At 63.8% G+C, this 20,456-nt stretch carries 20 protein-coding genes and 1 pseudogene; 13 read left to right on the top strand and 8 right to left on the bottom strand.

What is annotated here, in order from left to right; all coding sequences use genetic code 11:
- Nucleotides 1-126: 126 nt before the first annotated feature.
- Nucleotides 127-1,482 (bottom strand): MFS transporter, encoded by a 1,356-nt coding sequence (locus M1E07_RS20700; protein WP_461188466.1) that lies wholly within the window; start codon nucleotides 1,480-1,482, stop codon nucleotides 127-129.
- Nucleotides 1,483-1,637: 155 nt separating this feature from the next.
- Between M1E07_RS20700 and M1E07_RS20695 the strand changes: the two genes are divergently transcribed.
- Nucleotides 1,638-1,889: a hypothetical protein gene (locus M1E07_RS20695; protein WP_461188465.1), complete on the top strand. Its 252-nt coding sequence runs from the start codon at nucleotides 1,638-1,640 to the stop codon at nucleotides 1,887-1,889.
- A gap of 29 nt (nucleotides 1,890-1,918) precedes the next feature.
- Here the strand turns inward: M1E07_RS20695 and M1E07_RS20690 are convergent, their stop codons facing one another.
- On the bottom strand, nucleotides 1,919-2,131 hold the full coding sequence (locus M1E07_RS20690; protein ID WP_461188464.1) for a hypothetical protein: 213 nt from the start codon (nucleotides 2,129-2,131) through the stop codon (nucleotides 1,919-1,921).
- Between the two features lie 332 nt (nucleotides 2,132-2,463).
- Nucleotides 2,464-2,643 (bottom strand): annotated as a pseudogene (locus tag M1E07_RS20685) (cold-shock protein); the annotation flags it as partial.
- Nucleotides 2,644-2,895: 252 nt separating this feature from the next.
- Between M1E07_RS20685 and M1E07_RS20680 the strand changes: the two are divergent.
- Nucleotides 2,896-3,303, top strand: coding sequence for a hypothetical protein (locus tag M1E07_RS20680; protein ID WP_461188463.1), 408 nt, complete (start codon nucleotides 2,896-2,898; stop codon nucleotides 3,301-3,303).
- A gap of 135 nt (nucleotides 3,304-3,438) precedes the next feature.
- Here the strand turns inward: M1E07_RS20680 and M1E07_RS20675 are convergent, their stop codons facing one another.
- Nucleotides 3,439-4,515: a TRAP transporter substrate-binding protein gene (locus M1E07_RS20675; RefSeq protein ID WP_461188462.1), complete on the bottom strand. Its 1,077-nt coding sequence runs from the start codon at nucleotides 4,513-4,515 to the stop codon at nucleotides 3,439-3,441.
- 367 nt (nucleotides 4,516-4,882) lie between these two features.
- Here M1E07_RS20675 and M1E07_RS20670 point away from each other — a divergent pair, with 367 nt between their 5' ends.
- Nucleotides 4,883-5,554: a response regulator transcription factor gene (locus M1E07_RS20670; protein ID WP_461188461.1), complete on the top strand. Its 672-nt coding sequence runs from the start codon at nucleotides 4,883-4,885 to the stop codon at nucleotides 5,552-5,554.
- On the opposite strand, the gene M1E07_RS20665 is transcribed toward M1E07_RS20670, so the two are convergent.
- Nucleotides 5,551-7,023: a sensor histidine kinase gene (locus tag M1E07_RS20665; RefSeq protein WP_461188460.1), complete on the bottom strand. Its 1,473-nt coding sequence runs from the start codon at nucleotides 7,021-7,023 to the stop codon at nucleotides 5,551-5,553. The genes M1E07_RS20670 and M1E07_RS20665 overlap by 4 nt on opposite strands.
- A gap of 629 nt (nucleotides 7,024-7,652) precedes the next feature.
- Here M1E07_RS20665 and M1E07_RS20660 point away from each other — a divergent pair.
- The 7 genes from M1E07_RS20660 to M1E07_RS20630 all read left to right on the top strand — a co-directional run bounded on the left by M1E07_RS20660 (nucleotide 7,653) and on the right by M1E07_RS20630 (nucleotide 12,800).
- Nucleotides 7,653-8,075, top strand: a complete 423-nt coding sequence (locus tag M1E07_RS20660; protein WP_461188459.1) for a hypothetical protein — start codon at nucleotides 7,653-7,655, stop codon at nucleotides 8,073-8,075.
- Nucleotides 8,076-8,101: 26 nt separating this feature from the next.
- A complete protein-coding gene (locus M1E07_RS20655) occupies nucleotides 8,102-8,935 on the top strand; it encodes a hypothetical protein (protein WP_461188458.1) in 834 nt (277 codons plus the stop codon).
- The gene (locus M1E07_RS20650) at nucleotides 8,932-9,366 is read left to right on the top strand and encodes a hypothetical protein (RefSeq protein WP_461188457.1); all 435 of its coding nucleotides are present in this window, start codon (nucleotides 8,932-8,934) and stop codon (nucleotides 9,364-9,366) included. The genes M1E07_RS20655 and M1E07_RS20650 overlap by 4 nt, the downstream gene beginning before the upstream one ends.
- Entirely contained in the window at nucleotides 9,363-10,802 is a 1,440-nt protein-coding gene (locus tag M1E07_RS20645; protein ID WP_461188456.1) for a hypothetical protein, read from the top strand. Before M1E07_RS20650 ends, M1E07_RS20645 begins: the two co-directional genes overlap by 4 nt.
- A gap of 136 nt (nucleotides 10,803-10,938) precedes the next feature.
- Complete coding sequence (locus tag M1E07_RS20640; protein ID WP_461188455.1) at nucleotides 10,939-12,225, top strand: MFS transporter; 1,287 nt, start codon at nucleotides 10,939-10,941, stop codon at nucleotides 12,223-12,225.
- Complete coding sequence (locus M1E07_RS20635; RefSeq protein ID WP_461188454.1) at nucleotides 12,185-12,562, top strand: ArsR/SmtB family transcription factor; 378 nt, start codon at nucleotides 12,185-12,187, stop codon at nucleotides 12,560-12,562. Before M1E07_RS20640 ends, M1E07_RS20635 begins: the two co-directional genes overlap by 41 nt.
- Before the next feature lie 34 nt (nucleotides 12,563-12,596).
- Complete coding sequence (locus tag M1E07_RS20630) at nucleotides 12,597-12,800, top strand: hypothetical protein (RefSeq protein WP_461188453.1); 204 nt, start codon at nucleotides 12,597-12,599, stop codon at nucleotides 12,798-12,800.
- A gap of 42 nt (nucleotides 12,801-12,842) precedes the next feature.
- Here the strand turns inward: M1E07_RS20630 and M1E07_RS20625 are convergent, their stop codons facing one another.
- Nucleotides 12,843-13,340, bottom strand: a complete 498-nt coding sequence (locus M1E07_RS20625) for a hypothetical protein (RefSeq protein ID WP_461188452.1) — start codon at nucleotides 13,338-13,340, stop codon at nucleotides 12,843-12,845.
- Between the two features lie 366 nt (nucleotides 13,341-13,706).
- Nucleotides 13,707-13,970: a PDDEXK nuclease domain-containing protein gene (locus M1E07_RS20620; RefSeq protein ID WP_461188451.1), complete on the bottom strand. Its 264-nt coding sequence runs from the start codon at nucleotides 13,968-13,970 to the stop codon at nucleotides 13,707-13,709.
- Nucleotides 13,971-14,274: 304 nt separating this feature from the next.
- On the opposite strand from M1E07_RS20620, the gene M1E07_RS20615 reads away from it, so the two are divergent.
- Nucleotides 14,275-15,657 carry a glycosyltransferase family 87 protein gene (locus tag M1E07_RS20615; RefSeq protein ID WP_461188450.1) on the top strand — a complete coding sequence of 461 codons (1,383 nt, stop codon included), beginning with the start codon at nucleotides 14,275-14,277 and terminating at the stop codon, nucleotides 15,655-15,657.
- 61 nt (nucleotides 15,658-15,718) lie between these two features.
- Nucleotides 15,719-16,942, top strand: a complete 1,224-nt coding sequence (locus M1E07_RS20610) for a glycosyltransferase 87 family protein (RefSeq protein ID WP_461188449.1) — start codon at nucleotides 15,719-15,721, stop codon at nucleotides 16,940-16,942.
- 13 nt (nucleotides 16,943-16,955) lie between these two features.
- On the opposite strand, the gene mptB is transcribed toward M1E07_RS20610, so the two are convergent.
- Nucleotides 16,956-18,587, bottom strand: a complete 1,632-nt coding sequence (gene mptB / locus M1E07_RS20605; protein WP_461188448.1) for a polyprenol phosphomannose-dependent alpha 1,6 mannosyltransferase MptB — start codon at nucleotides 18,585-18,587, stop codon at nucleotides 16,956-16,958.
- 322 nt (nucleotides 18,588-18,909) lie between these two features.
- Between mptB and M1E07_RS20600 the strand changes: the two genes are divergently transcribed.
- Nucleotides 18,910-20,442, top strand: a complete 1,533-nt coding sequence (locus M1E07_RS20600; protein ID WP_461188447.1) for a SulP family inorganic anion transporter — start codon at nucleotides 18,910-18,912, stop codon at nucleotides 20,440-20,442.
- The last annotated feature ends 14 nt before the right edge of the window (nucleotides 20,443-20,456 follow it).

The raw sequence follows: 20,456 nt of genomic DNA, 5'->3' as shown, positions 1-20,456 counted from the left end.
GGAGATACATTGGAAATGGAAGGAGAAGTGCCCGGCAGGGACAACCTGCCGGGCACTTCTCTGGGCGGACGACGGCGGCACCGTCCCGCCGTCGTCGTCTGCTGTCTGGTGCAGCTCCCCTGCTCCCTAGACGCGCGCCTCCTCGAGTTCCTCCAGCGACTTGCCCTTCGTGTCAGAGGACATCAGGGTGGCCACCGTTGCGACGAGGCAGATGCCGAGCGTAGTGAGGCCGATGGTGAGGGGCACATTCGTTGAGCCGGGAGGTGCGATCGCAGTGAAGATGCTGGGGAAGAAGGAGGCGATCATAAGCCCGATGTTCTGCGACACCGCGAAGCCTGTCACGCGGATCCGCATGGGGAACTGCTCCTGGAAGAACGTGGCGAAGGTTGCGTTCCACATCTGGAAGAAGATGCCTTGCACGATCACGACGCAGACGAAGACCAGCGGCAGGCTTCCCTGCTCGATCGCCCACAGGTATCCGCCCACCAGCAGGCCGCCGACCATTCCGCCGGCTGCCATGAGTGTCCGGCGGCCGATCCGGTCGGAGAGCGCACCGAACAGCGGGATGGTAACTACTGCCGCCACGTTGGCCACGAGTGTCACCCAAAGGAACTCGCTGCTGGAGAAGCCGTTGCCGTAGCCCTCCTGGGTGGCGTAGGAGACGCCGAAGATCAGGGTGGCCATGCCAATCACGTTGGTGAACGTCATGGCGATGCAGCGGACCATGACTCCCGGGCGGGTGCGCAGGAGGTCAACGAGCGGGAACCGTTGCTTCTCCTCAACTTTCCCGGACTGCGCCACGTACGCCGGGGGCTCCTGCACCCGGCGGCGGATGACGTACCCTGCCAGGATCACGACGGCGCTGAGCAGGAACGGGATGCGCCAGCCCCAGGCGCCGAACTGGTCGGCGGGGAGAAGAGCGGCGAGCGGAAGCAGGACAGCGGTGGCCAGGATCGAGCCCACCTGGGTGCCCTGCAGGCTGAAGCTCGCAAAGAAGCCGCGCTTGGCATCGGGAGAGTGCTCAACGATCATCGCGCTGGCACCCCCAAGCTCACCGGCCACCGCGAACCCTTGGACCAGGCGGAGGATCACCAGGAGAACGGGTGCAAGGATCCCAACCTGTCCGTACGTGGGCAGGAGGCCCACCGCGAAGGTGGCAAAGCCCATGAGCAGCATCGCGAAGACGAGCACGCTCTTGCGCCCGTGCCTGTCACCGTACGCGCCCAGGACCACTGCGCCGATCGGTCGGGAGACGTAGCCCACGGCATAGGTAGCGAGGGAGGCGATGATCCCGACCGTCGGGTTCTCGGAAGGGAAGAAGATGGTGGGGAAAATCAGGGTGGCGGCCAGTGAGTACAGCGCGAAGTCATAGTACTCAAGGGCGCTTCCGATCCAGCCGCTCATGGCGGCCTTCCTCGGGTCCCGCGGACCGGCGCCGGACCCCTGGCTGGGGCGGATCACGCTGGGGGAGCTAATGCTCATTGCGAACGTCCTTCGTCTTCATTGGCAAGGAACCGGAGCGGACCGGCGTCATTGAATCGATTCACAAGCTTACGAGGTGATGCTCGTTACGTCAACGGGCAAGCGCTATCCCATGAGGTAGGCGGCAGTTGCGGGGCGGGTGAAATCCGCAATTAGTGGCGAGTGACTTCACCGGCATAGCGGTCGCGATGGGCGGTGCCGCGTGCTGGGCGGCCTACATCCTGTTGAACAGGGTGGCCGGGCAGCGGCTTCCCGGGCTGCAAGCGCCGGCCGCAGGAACATTGGTTTCGGCAGTGTTCTACCTGCCCGTTGCGGCTTATCTGTTGCTTCAGGTGTTCGCCGGGCCGGCGCTGCTGCACGCCGTTGCAACGGGAATCCCCTGCTTCGACCAGCGGGCGCGTTTCTAACGAAACCCCAGCATCAGGGGGAGAAGGGCCTACCAGGCCTGGTGTTCGCGCGTCAGGCCGAAGGGGACCGTCTCGCTCAGGTCCACCGTGAACTTGTCCACGCTGTGCCGCGTGACCAGGATGCCGTGACGCTTTTCCGCAAGGGCGTGGGCCTTCGCGGCGGCGACAGCGGCCTCAAGCTCACTGTCCATGCTGTGGCGGTCGGCGACGGTCAGGGTCAGGGGGAAGTCAACAGCGGTCATGGTATGGCCTCAAAGATTGTGGTTCAGGGGTGGGTTGGCGGCTTGGGTGTCCCCAAAGTTGAAGCCGCCGGGCATCATAGTGCCTCAATCAGGGTCCCCCAGCATTGCACCGCCAGCAACTTGAAAAACCTACCGGCGAGTAACCGCAGGTCAGGGGCTCAGGCTGCCGCTGCATACGACCGCATTGATCTGCCACACGGGGCAACCACGTTTCAACGGTTCCAGGCTTACCGGACCAAGGAGAACGCGATTTGAATGGCGAGGCAGACCTAGCGTTGAGGGAGCAAAAAAGAAGCTGGCCAGCATGTGCCGGCCAGGTTCTTAGCCACCGCTTAGAGCGGCTGGACGTTCTCCGCCTGCGGACCCTTAGGGCCCTGGGTTACGTCGAACTGAACCTTCTGGTTCTCGTCGAGAGAGCGGTAACCGCTGGATGCGATTGCCGAAAAGTGTGCGAACACGTCAGCGCTTCCGTCGTCGGGGGCGATGAAACCGAAGCCCTTTTCGGCGTTGAATCACTTGACCGCGCCTGGGTCGTTGTGCCCATCGCCGGGGACCGCACAAGTGTGGAAGCATTCCAAGGGGTCCCTATCCATGGGCCTACGACAGGACTTGGGGGAAAAGTGGCGCATCCGATGGAACCACTGCGGCATCTGCTGGCAGCTGTCCTGGTGCTGACAACATTCTGTTGCTCAGCCTGCGCCGGTCCGGAGCGGCCTGCCACGAAAACCAGCAGCGCCCCGCCAGTCACAGAATCCCCTGCTTCGGTGCACGAAAGTTTCACCAAGTACGGTGCCCTGCGGACTGAGCTGATCGCCGCCCTCGAACAGGAGATACCGGACATCAGCTGGACCGCGAAGCAGCCGGCATATTTGTCCAAGCTCTACGACGGTAGGTGCATACTTGGCACGGAGACGATGGTCAGCAGTGCTGACGTGGTGCAGCCATCACACGCGTTCGCCGGCATCTTCTCCGCCGGTGACCCTGTCCTGGCAAAGTACGGCTTTCCTGCCTTCGGGGGGACGGACCCCACCCCCGGCGGCTGGACAGTGACCCGCAGCATGAATGCGGCCGGCGCGATCTTGAGCATCGAGTCGAAAAGCCCGGCGTACCTGCGCATCACCGCACCGGTCGACTCTGAGACCTGCGACCCTGCTGAACTTCCCAATTCCTGACCGGGAAGCTGTCCCCGTCAGGAATTGGGTGTGCGCCTCCTCAGTGACAGGTTAGGTGAGCGGGAAGATGCTCCCACTGACTTTTTTACGTTGGCAGCTCTGCTTAGGATTCGCTCATGGCCCCTCAGTTGCGTGTTATCCGTTGGGGCTGCAGGGTGTCAGCGGGGCTGGGGCGGGCGTGGATGCGGCCAGTGAGCGGATCTTGGCGATGAGGGCTTTGGTCTCGGGGTCCTTTTCCAGCCTGGCGATTGTTGGTGCTGCTGCTGCTTTGAAGGCGGCGATGCCCTGTGCGGGGGCTGTGAAGATTGTCCCTCCGGCCTTACAGTATGCGGCGGCCTCGGCTGCAGTGGCGGGCATGGATTCGGTGGCCCATGCCGCGGTGGCGTCCGCTGCGTCCTCGAAGGTGCGGCGTTCGTCGTCGCTCAGCCCATTCCACACGTCCTGGTTGATGACCAGGGTGTTGATTTTGGGATAGAGCGGGAGATTGCCAGTCGCGGTTGTCGGCTTTGTCAGGGCACCGGCACGGGCGAACGACGTTTCGGTCGCGCCGACCGTGTTTTCTGCCAGCGCCTGTGTGAATTGCTTTCCGGGCAAGGGCTTTGGCACCGCGCCGAAGGACTCCAGCACCTCATCGGTACTGTCCGATCGGGGGGCGCGGACAACCTTTCCGACCAGGTCGCCGGGTTGGTCGATGGGCTGTCCGAAGGAAAAGAGATGCCGCTGGCCTTCGGGAAACAGTGCAAGCCCGGTCAGTCCCGCCGGTGCGACCCCGGCCAGCATCGGGTCGGCGACGCCAGGGGCTGCGACCTGCTTCAGCACCTCATCGCTGGTCACGAGGAACGGCGCAGAAAGTGCGCTGAAGGAGGTGACTCCTTCGCCTTCCCATGTATGTGTGGGGATCAGGGCCATGTGGACGTCTCCGGCCTGCACCAGTTCGAGGACTGCCTGGTTCCATGCCTCGGTGTCGTCACGCGCGGCCTGGAGGTGTGTGTCTATTTTGATGCTGCCGTCCGGGGAGAATCTCTGGACTTGCCGGACGAATTCTGCAATTTGGGCTGCCCCGGGCTGCCCGGCGCCGCTGGCGGTGGCAATGGTGAAGTAGGTTGGATTTTCAGCTGCCGAGTCCGGCGCCGCCGGCGCTCCGCACCCTGTAGTGATGGTGACAAGTGCGGCAATGGAGGCGGCTGACAACAGGCGCCTGAAGGGATACATGCTGACCTCTTCCTGGTCCAGCCCCGCCGTCCCCCCCTTGTAAGGAGGCGACCTGGCTGTCATTTGGACGTGATTCACGCGGCAGCCAGCGGAAAGTATGTAAGTGTTGGACAGCCGGAGCGGGCGCCACTGGGGGGATGGTCGTGCCCGAACCGACTGTCCATCCCGGTGGTCAAAGCTGGCAGTTCATCCATCGGGAGTTATTCCATAGTCGCCGATGACACCTGAGGAGAAGCTGAGACCCCTCCACCAGGCGTGGGGAGTGGAAGTGGTTGCGAAAACTTCCGTCTCCGGCAACCTTCTGGACTCTTCGTTCGTTCAGCCGGACACTGATGCTTGTCGCAGTACAGGCGAGAGGATGTTAACTGTGCGGGTTCTGCTTGTGGAAGACGAAGTCCTGCTGGCTGAGACGGTCCGGCAGGGTCTGACGGCTGCCGGCTTTGTCGTGGACGTTTCCCACGATGGTGTTGATGGTCTGTGGGCTGCCACGGAGTACCTCTATGACGTCGTCGTACTGGATGTGATGCTTCCGGGCATGCATGGTTACGCGGTTCTGAAGCAGCTGCGGGAGCGGCAGAACTGGGTGCCGGTGATCATGCTGACGGCCAAGGACGGTGAATACGACCAAACTGATGCGTTCGATTTGGGGGCGGATGACTATCTGACCAAGCCGTTCAGCTTCCTGGTGCTGGTGGCGCGGCTGCGGGCACTTATTCGCAGAGGGGCTCCGGAACGGCCGGTGACTTTGGCAGTGGGTTCGCTGAGGCTGGACCCGCGAACGCGGCGCGTGACGCGGAACGGGCAGGACGTCTCCCTGACTGCCCGGGAGTTTGGTCTGCTGGTGTATCTGATGCGCAAGCCGGACGAGGTTTTGTCGAAGGCTCAGATCCTGGACAACGTCTGGGACCCGGAGTTCCGGGGCGGGGACAATGTCGTTGAGGTGTATATCGGGTATTTGCGGAGGAAAATTGATGAGCCGTTCGGCCTTAACTCGCTCAGGACGATCCGGGGCATGGGGTACAGACTCAGCGCCGATTAGAGTCCGATGGGCACATCGGCATGGGGCACGGCGGCCGGCCTGGCCATTGGCGGGAAACTGAGCTCAAAGCGGCACCAGCCCTGTGACGTCTCGGTTGCAGTAACGCGACCATCGTGGGCCTCCACGATGCCACGGGTGATCGCCAGTCCCAGGCCGCTTCCGCCCTGGTGGCGTGACCGGCTCTCATCCAGGCGGACGAATCGCCCGAAGATCCTTTCCCTGTCGGCCACCGGCACGGGGGTTCCATCGTCATCGATGGTCACAACCACTGTCTGAACCATGACCGACAGCTTCACGGCGATGGTCCCTGCGGCATGGCGGTCGGCGTTGTCGAGCACGTTCCGGAAGGCCTGACTCAGCCGGACCGGATCTCCCGCGATCTTGGCCGGAACCAGGTCAGCGACGATCCGGTGTTTGCTCGTGGCGTTCACCCTGCGTAATTCAGTGGCCAGAACATCGTCGAGGTCGACATCCTCACGGCGGACAACCAGTCCTTCGTCGTCGGCCTTGGATAATGTCAGGAGGTCTTCCACGAGGCCCTGCAACCGTTGCGTCTCTTCGGCAAGGATCGGCTGCATGCCCCGCCATGTCTCTCCGGAGGCGTCAGCGATGGAGATGTCCAGGCCGGTGCGGATTGTCGTGAGCGGGCTCCGCAATTCATGGCTGGCATTGGAGACGAACTGGCGTTGCCTTTGATCGGCTGTTTCGATCCGGTCCAGCATGGAATTCATTGTGACGGCCAAGGCCTGCAGCTCGTCGCGTGGCTTAGGGACGTCGACCCGCTCGCTCAACCTTCCCGCGTCTATGTGGCTGACTTGTCTTCGGATCGTGTCCACCTGGCGCAGTGAACGCCCGACGAGGAAATACACGGACAGGCCCACCACGCCCAGCAGCAATGGCATGGCAACCAGTAAAAACGCGGTGACAATCCGGACTGTGTCTGATTGGGGCTGAATGGTCCGGCCAGCCAGAACCCAGTACTTGCTGCCGTCGTCATCGACGCCCAACACCACAAGGTAGCGCTCGTCGGCGTCCCCTAAGAGTCCGGGCGCCGATACGTTATCGGTCGCGCTCTGCTCAGCAGCCGGTCTGAGAGAACTGAGCGGAGCCTCCAAGAGCCTGGGCTCCGACGCCGCGGTAACTGTCCCCGTCTCGTCGATGATTTGCACCAAGGGGTCCTTATTCACGGTGCCGGCGACCGCCCGGTTGGCGTCTTCGGCATGATCGTTTTGAATCAGGACCGCTACGTCCTGGACCTTGGACCGTAGCAGGCTGTCAGTACTGGAAACGAGCGCCGACTCCAGTGTCTGGAGCAGCAGTAGCCCTCCGGTCAGCATGGCGACGGCGACGACGGCGACCGCCGCGACAGTGGACTGCCATCGGAGTCCGCGCCGAACCCCACGCCCTCGCCGTTTTTGCTCTACCCGCACCGGAAGCGCAGCGGCGGACGACGGATTCGGTTGAACCATAGTCCAAGGATTCATCCTGAACCGTCCCGATGCAATGAGAGCCTATGCCGTTCTCAGGTTCCTCTCATGTGCCCGGCCGCATCATGGACGGAAACGGTTCGGCGGGCATCCGTCGCTGACAATTCATCAAGTAACTGCAAGAGAGGAAGTTTGGAAAATGGATACTTCGAACCGGTGTCCGGTTGCTGGCTGCGGGGAGACAGGAGTGAAGTTATCGCCTCATCATGACCCGTTCGAACTTATTACTTTTGACCGGCTAGCGGCTCAGCCCATGGAACTTGCCTGTCCGCTTCATAGTGAACTCCTGTGGGATCGATATCGGAAGGAAGTAAGTGCAGCCATGATTAGCGCTTCCCGACGTGGAACTGCTGCTGCGCCTACTGATTCTGTGGCAAGAGTTTCCTGGCGTCTGAACTCCCACAATGACCCCACATCAAAAGCAATCGCGTCTCTACTGGCACTGCGAGTGAGCGCATGAATGCTTTTCACCCCTGGAGCCCCGCTTCGGCATGCCTTGTGCGGCGGCGTGAAAGTAGGGAACTGGGATACGGACGGCGGTGCCTACCGAAGCTAACCAAGCTGGGGCAAGAATCATTGTTCGCCTTCAGGGGTCATGTTATGTTCGGCGCATGACAATGCGGTCCTACTTCGTTTGCAAGCAGTGCCCGCGCCCGCTGGTCGCTGCCACGACGGTGCTTATGGCTGCCGTCCTGCTCGCCGGTTGCAGCTCCCCCGCCGGTACAGCGCCCGACTCGGCACCGGCGGTCAATGCGAGCGCTGGCACCAGCGCCGTCGCTGGCGCCAACGGATTGCAGCAGGTTGATGGGCGAGGAGTCTCTGCCAGTGACACCGAGCTGGTGTTGCGGACGGCCGAGGGCGAGCGGACCTTCCAGATCAAGGAAGAAGACCTTGAGGCTATCGACCCGAAGCACTTCAACTCCCACGTCGGTGTTCCCTCGCTCGGGTTCCGCGTGTACTACCGAACGGAAGGTGGCGTGGACCGGGTCGTTTCCGTCGAAGAAATCGAGGGCTCGACGCTCGGATTTGATTGACCCCAAAAACGCCGGAGGCAGCAGGAATGCTTGACGCGGACGGTGCGATCGTCGCCGCGACAACCGCGGCCCTCGCCCGTGGCCTCATGCTGGCCGCATCGCTGATCATGCTGGTCGCATTGCTGGCTGTCGTCGTCAGGGGTGTTCGATTGAGCCGTGCCGTGCGACGAGGTGACAGTCCTGCAGCCGCGGGCAGCGTGCCTTGGGAGGGCGTCATCGTCGGCGCCGCCCTCGTGGGGATTGTCGGCGGGGTTGTCGGCCTGTGGGCAACTTATGCCCACGCCTCCATCATGCGCGGTGACGGTATCGCTGCGACGCTGGGGAACTGGTTCGGCGTCTGGTCGGGCGTCTCCGTCGCGGTCAGCATCGCGTCCATCGTGCTGTTCGTCCCCCTACGACGCACAAATCGCCGGGTGCCACTCGCGGTCTCGATCACCGCATCGATCGCGGCAGCGGTCCTGTTCGCCGCAGTCGGGGCAGCCAACGAGTTGCAACAGCCACAGCGACGCGTCGAAGCACTGGTCTCTGTCAATCCTGCAGTGCAAGGAACGGTCGTCGTCGAACCTGGCGCCGCGGGACTGAACGAGGTGCGGATCGGACTGACGGGACCGGATGAGGACGTGGACAAGCTCCGGCGCGCCATCAGTTCCGGTAGCGCAACGGTGACCATGCGCTCCCTCGCGCTCGGTCTCCGGTCCCAGCCGGCCACAGTGCAGCTTGACCAGCAAGGCGGGCTCGTCGCGCGTGAAGTCATCGCCGAAGCCGACGGGCGCTGGCGTGTGCAATTGGATCTCGCCGATGGCGATGGTCCCGTCCTCGCCGACGTCACCCTCCAACCAAACCCTGGGTACCAAGAATGAGAAAATCCCCCGGCGCTGGCCCCGCCGTGCTGCTCGAGGACGTGCAGGCCAAACCTTGGGCGTTCTGGCCCACGAGCATCGGCGCGTTCGCTCTTGCCGCACTGCTCGGGGTCGGCATCTGGCTCTTCTCACCGTCCGACCTGAGCGAAATCCAGCCCCCACCGAACATCGAGTCCTACGATTACGTTGACGGTGTCCTCTCGGAAGTCCAACTGCCCATCCTCGTCATGAATGCGTACGACACCGTGGACGGGGAGGAAAGGCTCACCTTCCGGGTGCCCGAGGCGAACCTCCGCTATTTTGACGTGGTGCACCTGCGCGCGCACTCCTCGATCGGCCTGCCAACCCGGCTCTACTACGAGCGCATCAAGGGCGAGCTGGTCGCCGTCTATAAGGTCGACGCGCCGGCCAACAGTGGGAGCGGTGAATGACCATGTCTATCAGAGGCCGCATGCTCGCCGTTGCGGCGATCGTAACAATCGCCGTCGTAATCCCAATGCCCTCCTACGCGCACGGCGTCCAGGGACGAGCGGACACTCCCATCCCCATCGAGGCGTTCTTTGGGGTCGCAGCAATCGTGCTCGTCGTCTCGTTCATCGGGCTCGGTTTCGGCTGGACCAGACCACAGCTGGCAACCCACGGATGGCGACGAGCACCCCGACAACTCGAATCGATTGTGCTGGCACCCGTCACGGTCTGGACACTCCGCCTGGTCGTTCTGGCGCTGTTCATCATCGTGTTCACCGCCGCGGCCTGCGGCTCCACACTGCTCGGCAACAACATCTCACCCCTGGTCGTGTTCGTGGTCTGGTGGATCGGGCTCGTCCCTCTGAGCGCGGCATTCGGCAACGTGTGGCGGGAGATCAACCCAGCAGGGACGATCGCGCACCTGGTGCGCATTCCGACCTCCCGGCCGAACCGGGCGATTCCCCAGTGGTGCGGCGTATGGCCGGCCGCCTTTGTGATCCTCGCCTTCGCCTGGTTCGAGCTCGTCTACCCCGCACCAGCCGAGCCCCGCCTCATCGCAGTGCTGATCGCCGTGTACACCATCGCAACCCTGGCAGCGATGTGGCGCTGGGGAATCGACGCCTGGCTAGAGACAGGCGAGGCGTTCTCCGTATACACCGCCGTCCTTGCACTGCTCTCCCCGGTCGAAGTCCGCGGAAAAGGAAAATTCCGGCAGCTCGGCTTTCGACCGCCGTTCGCCGCGGCCACCCGGATGAGCAACGCCCCCGGCGTCGTCGCCCTCATCGCGGTACTCATCGCCACCGTCACCTACGACGGGCTCTCCACGAGCCCGTTCTGGAAGAAACGGGATGTCGCTGCCAGCGAACGCCTCATTGACCTCGGTCTCGACGACTTCCAGGCCGGCGTGCTCATCGGCACCTTCGGCCTCCTCGCCTCACTGGCCGCGTTCGCCATCGCGTACGAGGTGTTCTCCGGACTGTCGGGACGCTTCGCAGGCTGGCGGCACACTAGCCTCGGCCGCACAGCCCGCGCCTTCGCGCACTCGCTCATTCCGATCGCGTTCGCCTACTTTGTCGCGCACTACTTCACGCTGTTCGTTTTCCAAAGCCAGGATCTGGTCCGACTGGCCTCGGACCCCTTCGGCCAGGGCTGGGATCTCTTCGGCACAGCAAACAACCGCATCAACTTCCAGCTCGTCTCCGCCGAAACCATCTGGGCAGTTCAAGTCGCGGCCATTGTCATCGGACACGTCGTCGCGCTGGCATTGGCGCACGACCGCGCCCTGGAACTCGGCCGCACGCACAGGGAAGCGCTCAAGTCCCAAGGCCCCATGCTCGCACTCATGGTCCTGCTCACCGTCGCAGGCCTCTGGTCCCTCTCCGCCGGCATGGGCGCCTGAGACCAGGCCGACGACAAACCACGGGGCGTCCGACCGGTGAGCGGAGCGCGCCCGCCACACCACTCCCCCGTCACTGACTTGGTAGTCTGATATAAGTGCATAGACGCGCACCTTTGCACTTAAGGGGTTGGGCTGGATGTTGTCGGTTCTGCGGAATGTCACGTACCGGAGGCTTTTTGCCGCGCAGATCGTGGCGCTGATCGGCACCGGCCTGCTGACCGTTGCGCTTGGCCTGTTGGCCTACGACCTCGCGGGCAGCAACGCGGGCGCGGTGCTGGGCACGGCATTGACGATCAAGATGTTCGCCTATGTGGGCCTGGCCCCGGTGATCAACGCGCTCGTGGCGCGTTGGCCCAAGAAGCGGGTCCTGGTCGGGGCTGACCTGGTCCGGGCGGCGATGGCCCTGTGCCTGCCGTTCATCACCGACGTCTGGCAGATCTACGTGGTGATCTTCCTGCTCCAGTCCGCGTCCGCGACGTTCACCCCGGCCTTCCAGTCCCTGATCCCCACCATCCTCACCGACGAGCGGGACTACACCCGGGCGTTGTCGCTGTCCCGGCTGGCTTACGACATGGAGGCTCTGCTCAGCCCGGCGGCGGCTGCGCTGCTGCTGACCGTGTTGAGCTACAACAACCTGTTCCTCGGCACCGTCGCCGGGTTCCTGTTCTCCGCCTTTATGGTCGCGATCACCGTCCTGCCGAAAGTCACGGCCGCTGCGGCGCCGCAGACTTCGCTGTGGCACCGGACCACCCTGGGGGCCAGGATCTTTTGGCGGAACCGGCGGCTTCGGTCACTGTTGGCCCTGAACCTCGTGGTCGCGGCCCCGACGGCCCTGGTGCTGGTCAACACCGTCGTCTACGTCCGGGACGTCCTGCAACGGCCGGCCGCGGACCTCGCTCTGGCGCTGGCCTGCTTCGGGGTGGGTTCCATGATCGTGGCACTGTCCGCCCCCCGGGTCCTGGACCGGTTCGGGGACCGGGCAGTGATGCTCACCGGCGCCGCGGTAATTCCGGTGGTCCTGGCCGGCGCGGCCGCGCTGACCCTGCTCGGTGATCCCGGGACCGGGTGGTGGCTGCTGCTGGGACTGTGGTTCCTGCTCGGCGCGGCCACCGCCACCATCCTCACACCATCATCGAGGCTGTTGCGGGATGCCTCCACCGAGGACACCAGGCCGTATGTGTTCACCGCCCAGTTCTCGCTCTCGCACGCCTGTTACATCCTGACGTATCCGCTGGCCGGTTGGGTCGGCGCGGTCGCGGGTTTGGGCTGGGCTGCGGTGGCGCTGACAATTATTGCGATGATAGGCAGTGCAGGAGCATTCGCCTCCTGGCCCCGGCACGGCACTGCAGCAGCCACGGAACCGACAGGGAAGGAGCAGAGCGTTGAGCAGCCAGCCACACGGCGCACCCCGCCCCGCACCTGACACTCCTTCACTGGTCCACCCGGTAACCCCCGGACCGGAGCTGCTGGAAACCGCCGCCGGTACGCTGCGGATGCTTGCCGAACCGACCCGCCTGCACCTGTTATGGCAGCTGGCGCAGGGCCCGCAGAGCGTCACTGAGCTCACCGCTGCCGCGGGCGTACCGCGGACGGTGGTCAGCCAGCACCTGGCCAAACTCCGCCTTAGCGGGCTCGTGGACACGCGCAAAGACGGCCGCCGCGTCATCTACTCCCTCCATGACGGGCACTTGGTACGGCTCATTCGCGAAACCTTCAACCACGCCGACCACCGGATCACCGGCGAACCCACCCACGGCTGACCGCAGCATGCTTTCGACCCTCCTGCCACCGCCCGTGACACCCACCCAGACGCGCGGTCTGTGGCAGTTCCTGCGCGCCGGTGTCGTCACCTCTCTGGTCATCGGCATCGCAGCCGGCGCCCATCAGGGCGCCGGCGGCCACCTGCCCCCGCTGGCGTTGATGGCCGTGCTCAGCGCGGTCATGATGCGCGGACTGATAACACTTGAAAACAAGGAACCAAGGGTGGCCCTGAATTAAGCCGTGGCCACAGTTCATTGTCAGAAGCGTGCGAATACTTGTTCACCACTTGGCGTCAGGGAAGTTCTCTGGAGCGATCTCTACCCCTGCTTCCGGGTGTTTTATGAAGTATCGCCTAGCAGCTTCGTCATCCACGGAAGTCTGAGGTTTAGGTAGTTCCTTCAGCTTGCGCACCTTCCGCGCTTTCCGTTCATCCCTGGCTGCTGCGAACCCTACATAAGGAGCGGCAGCGAATATGGGGGTACAGACCAGACCGAAGATCATGACGATCCAGTTCAAGCTGACTATGGCAGCGATAAGCATGATGAGGCTGATGAGCGCGGCCGGGATCATGATGATCGCAATGATGAACTGCACCACCCATGAACGTACGGTGTAGTTGCCACCGTTAGGCAAGGAACCACCCATGCCCCACTCATCCCGAGTGTAGGCGTACATGCGCTTGTCACCGCCCCATGCATAGTAGTAAGGGCGTTCCGGCGGAAGGACAAACTTTGGCTTGTCGTTCATGGTTCTTCCACGGTCCTGATTCAACATCATGGGGTAATTTCACCCTAATTTGTAGACATACTTGGCATTGAGTGGTTCGCACTCCTGATCAGTCGGGACATCATTCCTGAGCTACAGCGTGCCCTCACAAAGCTTTTTGTGGGCAGGCGCAAGAAGCCTTCAGTTCCTCGGCCGGCAGCCCGGAAGATCGATAAGCGAATCTGGCACGGGACATCATTGCGAGAGGGCCGCCCCTCCCGCCCTAATCACGCGGCTAGTGATTAGATGGGGAGCTTCCACCGGCATGGCTACCACCAAAGGCCGTTTTGCGGTCAAGCTTGTGCCACGGGAGTGACCATCACACTCCCCGACGAAACTTGTTACCTACATACGAGTTTCGACCCGGAGCAGGCGGACCTATTGGCGGGCGGAGACGCCGCGATTTGTGTCATAGGTATATGAGGTGACGGCAATGGGCTGTGGGGACCCATCTAGCGCGTAGCGGACCGTGGGCTCGTGTTTTGATCCGCAGACCAGAATGCCTACGGTGGGTGCCATCCCGGGGAACTTCACGAGGTCGTTGACGGCGGATACGTAGAAGTTGAGCTGACCCAAATGTTCCGGCTTGAATTTGCCGGCCTTCAGTTCAACGACGACGAACCTGTTGCTGGGTACGTGCACCAGGAGAGGTCGATGTAGAAGCCTTCGCCTACATCGAGGTGGTACTGCCGGCCATAGAAGGCAAAGCCCTTACCGAACTCTGCCAGTGTTTAAGACATGCGCAGCGTCATGGCTTCCTCGATGGCGAGCTCCTCGGCCTCTTTTGTGAGCCCTAAGAAGTCGAGCACCAGTGGGTCCTTGGCCACTTCCCGCGCCAGGACGGCCGATGGACAGCAATTACGGGCCGTGATGCGCCGTCAATTAGAGTTGAACGCGGGCGGAACCACTTTCAGGCGCTGTAACGCGCCCGGGTGCCCTCCCCTTCATGACCCACGCACCACTGCGCAACGGCCCGGCTGTGCCACAACCCGACAAGGATCCCGCCATTTCCACGGAAGCTATCTTCGGCAATCTCACCAGGATCCGCAACGTCATCCTTCCCGCGGCCGCCCGGACCCGGCTGAACACGGGGCGCGGGCTGCTGGGCGGATTCATCGTGGTGCACCTGGTTTTCCTTGTCTTTGCGGCTTCGCTCTCCCTCCGCGGTGAGGCGTTCAGCGACACCTTCATTTACCGTGACTGGGCCATGGCCGGATTCAACGAAGCCAATCTCACCGGCGGCCCCAGCCCCTGGGTGTACCCCATCCTCGCGCTCATACCAATGGCCATTGCGGGCGTCGCCGGCCCCGGGCCGTTCTTCTTCCTCTGGGTCCTGATGACCACAGTCCTCAACGGTTGGGCCCTGCTGAAACTCACCAACCGCGGCCGGGACCGCCAGGCCATTCCCGCCGGCTGGTGGTGGCTGGTTTTCACGTTCCTCATGGGCTGGCTCGGCTTCGCCCGCGTGGACGGCCTCACTGCCCCGCTGGTGCTGGTGGCCCTCGCCTACGGCGTGAACCGCCCCTTCATCGCTTCCGTCCTGCTGGCCATCGGAACCTGGGTGAAGGTCTGGCCGGCCGCCGTCATGCTGGCCCTGTTCGCCGTCGTGAAGAACCGGCTCCTGGTGGTTCTTGCCGGAATTGCGACGTCGGCGGCTGTGGTGGCGCTGGCCGCCGCGGCGGGCAGCCTCCCGAAACTCCTGAACTTCCTCACCCAGCAGGGCGACCGCGGCATGCAGCTCGAAGCCACCTTCACCACCCCGTGGCTCTGGCTGTCCGTCCTGAACATCGGTGATTCCCGGATGTACATGAACACGGACATCAACTCCATGCAGGTGGACGGCCCCGGCACGGCGCTGATGTCCGTGTTGATGCAGCCCCTCCTGATCCTGGCCGCACTGCTGGTTGCCGGCCTGACGTTTTGGGCCCTGCACAATGGAAATCAGCGCAGCGGCAAGCCCAGCGGCGGCGTGGACCGTACCGAACTGCTCCTGGCCGGCGCCTTGACCCTGGCCACCGCATTTGTGGTGTTCAACAAAGTTGGCTCCCCGCAATTCATGGTCTGGCTCGCCCCGGCGGTTGCCGTCGGACTGGCCCATAGCTGGCGCGAATGGCGGGTCCCCGCCGCCATGCTGATCGTCATCGCCGTGGCCACGTACTTCATCTACCCCCTCTTCTACGACGCCCTCAGCCACAACAACCCGTGGATGGCGCTGGTGCTGACCATCCGCAACGTCCTCCTGGTGGTCCTGTTCCTGTGGAGCGTGCGGCGCCTCTACCTGCTGGGCAAGAAGACGCCCGCGGCCGCTCCCGCACTGAAGGAGTCCTAAGATTTCCACCAGGTTCTTCGACCGGCTGGTCAGCGTCCGCACCAATGTCCTTCCGGCGAAGGTGGTGGACTGGTTCGCCCGCCCTTCCAGCGTGTGGTGGGGTTTCGCCGTCGTGCATCTCTACTTCCTGGGCTGGATGGCGTCCTTCTTCCTGCACGGCGATACCTTCAGCGACACGGAGCAGTACCGCCAGTGGGCGCAGGACGGCTACAACCCGGAGAACCTCGACGGGAAAATCAGCCCCTGGGTCTATCCGGTGCTGGCCCAAATCCCCATCTTCCTCGCGAACATCGCCGGACCCGGCCTCTATCTGCTGGTCTGGTTCCTGATCATCTCAGCCCTCAACGCCGTCGGCCTTGTCTTCCTCACCCGAGGTCCGCGGAAGGTGAGCGGCATCGCCCCCGCCTGGTGGTGGCTGTTCTTCACGGTTTTTATGGGCTACCTCAGCTTCGCGCGGGTGGAGGGCATCACCGCCCCCATCGTGCTGATCGCGTTGCTGTATGCGGCGCAGCGCCCCGTGGTGGCCGGCATCCTGCTCAGCATCGCCACCTGGATCAAGGTGTGGCCGGCTGCCGTGCTGGCACCTATCGTGATTGCCAGCCGGAAACGCGTTCAAGTGGTCCTCTCCGGCATTGCGGTGACGGTGGTTGTCGCGCTGGGAACGTGGCTCTCCGGTGGGCTGCCGCACATCATGGACTTCCTCACCAACCAGGGCGAGCGCGGCATGCAGTTGGAGGCAACTTTCTCCACGCCGTGGGTGTGGCTGAGCGTGTTCAACATCGCGGGCTCCAGGATGGCGGACAACACCGCCATCAACTCCACTGAGGTCTACGGTCCGGGCGCCACCATGGCTGCCTACCTGATGCAGCCGCTCCTGATCCTGGCCGCCGTGGGTGCCGCCATCCTGCTGGTGCGCGCGCTGAACCGCGGGGCCGAGCGGGAGGAGCTGTTCCTTGAGGGGTCCCTCATGATGGTCACCGCCTTCATCGTGTTCAACAAGGTGGGTTCCCCGCAGTTCATCATCTGGCTGGCCCCGGTGATCATCGCCGGACTCACACACGACTGGGAGCGTTGGAAGGTTCCGGCAGCCCTGCTGATGGGGATCGCCATGACCACCTTCGTGATCTATCCCCTGTTCTACACGCCGCTGATTCATGCCCACCCGGTAATGGCGGCGATCCTTACCACCCGCAACGTGCTCCTTGTGGTGCTGCTGTGGTGGTCGGTAAAGCGGACTGCCGAGCTGGGCCGCAAATCTCCCGCTGCGGTGCCCGCCGGAGCCTGACGCAGCGGCTGGCTCAGCGGCTGCCCAGCTGCTGCCGGCCGGGCTCGCCGGCCCTGACCCGACGGGCCTCGCGCCGCGCAAGGACCCAGTCACAGCCCCGCTTCGCCAGGTCGACTGGTTTGCCTTCGAAGAGCAGCTTCCGTGTATGCACGTCGAGGAATAAAAGGTAGAACGTAAATGCCAGGGCGGTCACGAACGCCAGCGACGACGCGTCGATAGGCAGTTCCACGAAGGACCATACGGACAGCTGATCCTGCGCCCCGAACACCACAAAGAACGTCACGCCCACGTAGAACGATCTGATCTGCCAGTCATCCCGGATCCCGGTCACGGCCAGGAACGGCACAAACCAGAGGATGTACCAGGGCTGGATGATGGGAGAGAGCATCACGACGGCGGTAAACGCCAGGGCCATCCGGCGCACCACCCGCGAGTAGTCGCCGCGGAACATCAGCAGCAGGACCAGTCCGATGGCGGCATACTTCATGCCGGTCCGCAGCACGGTGGCGAAGGTCCCGCCGGGCAGGCCCAGCACGTTGCCCAGGAACTCCACCTGCTGGCCCAGGAAGCCCGACGGCGAATAGCCCGTGTAGCCCGGCGTCGCGTCCATGATGGCCCAGGTCCAGCCCAGCCCGAGGTTATACGGGATGCCGCTGGCGGCCAGCGTGGCGAAACTGATGCCCGCCGTTGCACCCCACATCAGGAACTTCCGCGGCCAGGTGGCCGAGGGGCCCGCCCACATCAGCCCGATGAACGGAAGCAGGAGCACCGTGATGGGCTTGATCCCGATGGACGCAGTGACCAGGAGAATGCCCAGCAGGTAGCGGCGCGTTGCCGCGAGGTAAACGCCGGCTACGGCGAGGCCCACCATGAGTGCGTCGTTGTGGGCGCTGGCGATGAAGCTGATCAGGAACAGGGGGTTGGCTACGGCAATCCAGAGTGCACGGGCCCCGTTAATGCCGTGCAGCTCCGCCAGCTTGGGCACGTAGATGACGCAGAGCAGGACGCCCGCCCCGGCGAGAAGCCGAAAGAGCAGCACGGAGACGTCGGGCTGGGCGCCGGTCAGCCCGACGACGGCGCGCGCCAGCCACAGAAAGTAGGGGCCATACGGGGTCCTGTTCTCCGCCCAGGCAGGGTCTGCCCCGAGCGAGAACCAGTTGTTAAGGGTGGAGATGCCCACCTCGTACGGGTTTTGGCCCTCCATCACCAGGCGGCCCTGGCCGGTGTAGGCGTAGACGTCGCGGGAAAAGACCGGCACGCAGAAAAGCAACGGCAGGCACCAGGCGGAAATGGCGATTACAACGGACCTGAGGGACGATTTCCCCCAATCAGCCAGCCGCTGCCCCAACCGCAGCCACGAACGCATCAGCACCATGGCGCCCACCGTCAGCAGCACGGTGGAAACTGTGACTCCCCAGCCTTCAGTCCGGAGGGCGATGACCACGGGCTGGCGGATCATGGGCGAGCCGTTGGCGATCCAGCCTGTGCCGATGGAGCCAACGAACATCATCAGGGAACCGACGAATCCCTCGATTGTTGCTACATAGGCGCGGCGTTTGCCGGGCTCGTCGGCGGCAGTGGCCGGCGGGTCGGGCTGGCCTGGCTTGCTTTCCGACGTTCCGAGGTGTGCACCGCCTGCCGTCATAATTGTTGGTCCCCTACTTCGTTACGGCGCTGGTTGCACCAGCGAGAAAGCCGCTCTGCAACCCGGCCATTTTACCAGCCGGGCTTCCCGCTGCCCCTGGATGACGGCCGGCCGGAAGCCACGGCTGGAAACAGGCGCAGGTGCGGGTTCCTCCGCGGCTCCGCGTAAAGTTGGAGAGTCCGGCCCGCGGCACGCCGCCTCTGCCCGGCCAGCTCTTGTATTCCGGCGCAAGGAAGCGCCTTCCTTCCTGACCACCCACATCCTTGCGAAAGCGCACACCTCTCCTGCTGCCGCGCTTCCGATGCCCGATTGGAGCCGGACCATGGCTGTTTCCACCGCTGAGAACAAGGCGCCGTCGCCCCGGCAACTGCAGTCTGTGCGCGCCACGCTCCGCTCCCCGCGCCGGCTGAAAACCGAAGCCCTGGCTGGGCTGGTGGTGGCGCTGGCCCTCATTCCCGAGGCGATCGCCTTCTCCGTGATTGCGGGCGTGGATCCCCGGATCGGCCTGTTCGCCTCCTTCACCATGGCGGTGACCATTTCTTTTGTCGGCGGCCGGCCTGCCATGATTTCCGCCGCCACGGGCGCCGTCGCGCTGGTGATCGCTCCCCTGATGCGCAGCCACGGGCTGGACCATCTCATTGCGGCCGTCATCCTGGCCGGCGTCTTCCAGATCCTCCTCGCCGTAGCCGGCGTCACCCGGCTCATGCGTTTTATCCCCCGGTCCGTCATGGTGGGCTTCGTCAACGCCCTGGCCATCCTGGTCTTTATGGCCCAGCTCCCGGAGCTGATCGGCGTCCCCTGGCTGGTCTACCCCCTCGTCGCCGCCGGTTTGGTGATCGTGGTGGGACTCCCCAGGATTACGACGGCGGTGCCCTCACCTCTGGTGGCTATCGTGGTGCTCACCGTCATTGCGGTAGTGGCAGGACTGGACGTGCCCACCGTCAATGACAAGGGCCAGTTGCCGGAAAGCCTGCCCACGTTCTTCCTTCCAAACGTCCCCCTGACGTGGGAGACCGTCCAGGTCATTGCGCCGTTTTCGCTGTCCATGGCGCTGGTGGGGCTGCTGGAATCGCTGATGACTGCCAAGCTGGTGGACGACATCACGGACACCCGCTCCAACAAGAACCGGGAATCGTGGGGGCAGGGTGTTGCCAACATTGTCACCGGGTTCCTGGGGGGCATGGGCGGCTGCGCCGTTATCGGGCAGACCATGATCAACGTCAAGGGCTCAGGGGCGCGCAGCCGCGTGTCCACGTTCCTGGCCGGAGTCTTCCTGCTGGTCCTCGTGGTGGTGCTCGGCGACGTCGTGGGCCTTATCCCCATGGCCGCGCTCGTAGCGGTGATGATCTTCGTCTCCGCCATCACCTTCGAATGGCACTCGATCGCTCCGCGGACGCTGGGCCGGATGCCAAAGTCGGAAACCGCCGTCATGCTGATCACGGTGGGAGTGGTGGTGGCGACGCACAACCTGGCCATCGGCGTCGGCGTCGGGGTGCTGGCAGCCATGGCCATGTTTGCCCGGCGCGTGGCCCACTTTGTCACCGTTGAGCGCACGGTACTGGAGATCAACAGCGAAAACGTTGCCACGTATACCGTGGACGGCGAGCTGTTTTTTGCCTCGTCAAACGATCTTTACATGCAGTTCGAGTACGCCCTGGATGCGGAGCCGGACATCAGCCGGGTGGTGGTGGACCTGCACGCCTCGCACCTGTGGGATGCTTCCACCATTGCCGTGCTGGACGCCGTGACCGAGAAGTACCGCCGCCACGGCCGGGCGGTGGAACTGCTCGGCCTGAACTCCGCCAGCGTCCAGATGCGCGAGCGGCTGGCCGGAAAGCTTAACGCCGGCAGCTGAAGCGCGCAGCGGCC

This window comes from Arthrobacter sp. Z4-13 (assembly GCF_054792705.1).
Note: the sequence above shows the minus strand (reverse complement) of the source record. Positions and strands in the feature narration are given on the sequence as shown.

Bases quoted from the DNA above. Each gene is read 5' to 3' on its own strand.
- M1E07_RS20660 (WP_461188459.1), top strand. From the start codon at position 7,653: ATGACAATGCGGTCCTACTTCGTTTGCAAGCAGTGCCCGCGCCCGCTG.
- M1E07_RS20700 (WP_461188466.1), bottom strand. From the start codon at position 1,482: ATGAGCATTAGCTCCCCCAGCGTGATCCGCCCCAGCCAGGGGTCCGGC.
- M1E07_RS20690 (WP_461188464.1), bottom strand. From the start codon at position 2,131: ATGACCGCTGTTGACTTCCCCCTGACCCTGACCGTCGCCGACCGCCAC.
- M1E07_RS20650 (WP_461188457.1), top strand. From the start codon at position 8,932: ATGAGAAAATCCCCCGGCGCTGGCCCCGCCGTGCTGCTCGAGGACGTG.
- M1E07_RS20655 (WP_461188458.1), top strand. From the start codon at position 8,102: ATGCTTGACGCGGACGGTGCGATCGTCGCCGCGACAACCGCGGCCCTC.
- M1E07_RS20645 (WP_461188456.1), top strand. From the start codon at position 9,363: ATGACCATGTCTATCAGAGGCCGCATGCTCGCCGTTGCGGCGATCGTA.
- M1E07_RS20665 (WP_461188460.1), bottom strand. From the start codon at position 7,023: ATGGTTCAACCGAATCCGTCGTCCGCCGCTGCGCTTCCGGTGCGGGTA.
- M1E07_RS20640 (WP_461188455.1), top strand. From the start codon at position 10,939: ATGTTGTCGGTTCTGCGGAATGTCACGTACCGGAGGCTTTTTGCCGCG.
- M1E07_RS20675 (WP_461188462.1), bottom strand. From the start codon at position 4,515: ATGTATCCCTTCAGGCGCCTGTTGTCAGCCGCCTCCATTGCCGCACTT.
- mptB (WP_461188448.1), bottom strand. From the start codon at position 18,587: ATGACGGCAGGCGGTGCACACCTCGGAACGTCGGAAAGCAAGCCAGGC.
- M1E07_RS20600 (WP_461188447.1), top strand. From the start codon at position 18,910: ATGGCTGTTTCCACCGCTGAGAACAAGGCGCCGTCGCCCCGGCAACTG.
- M1E07_RS20615 (WP_461188450.1), top strand. From the start codon at position 14,275: ATGACCCACGCACCACTGCGCAACGGCCCGGCTGTGCCACAACCCGAC.
- M1E07_RS20625 (WP_461188452.1), bottom strand. From the start codon at position 13,340: ATGATGTTGAATCAGGACCGTGGAAGAACCATGAACGACAAGCCAAAG.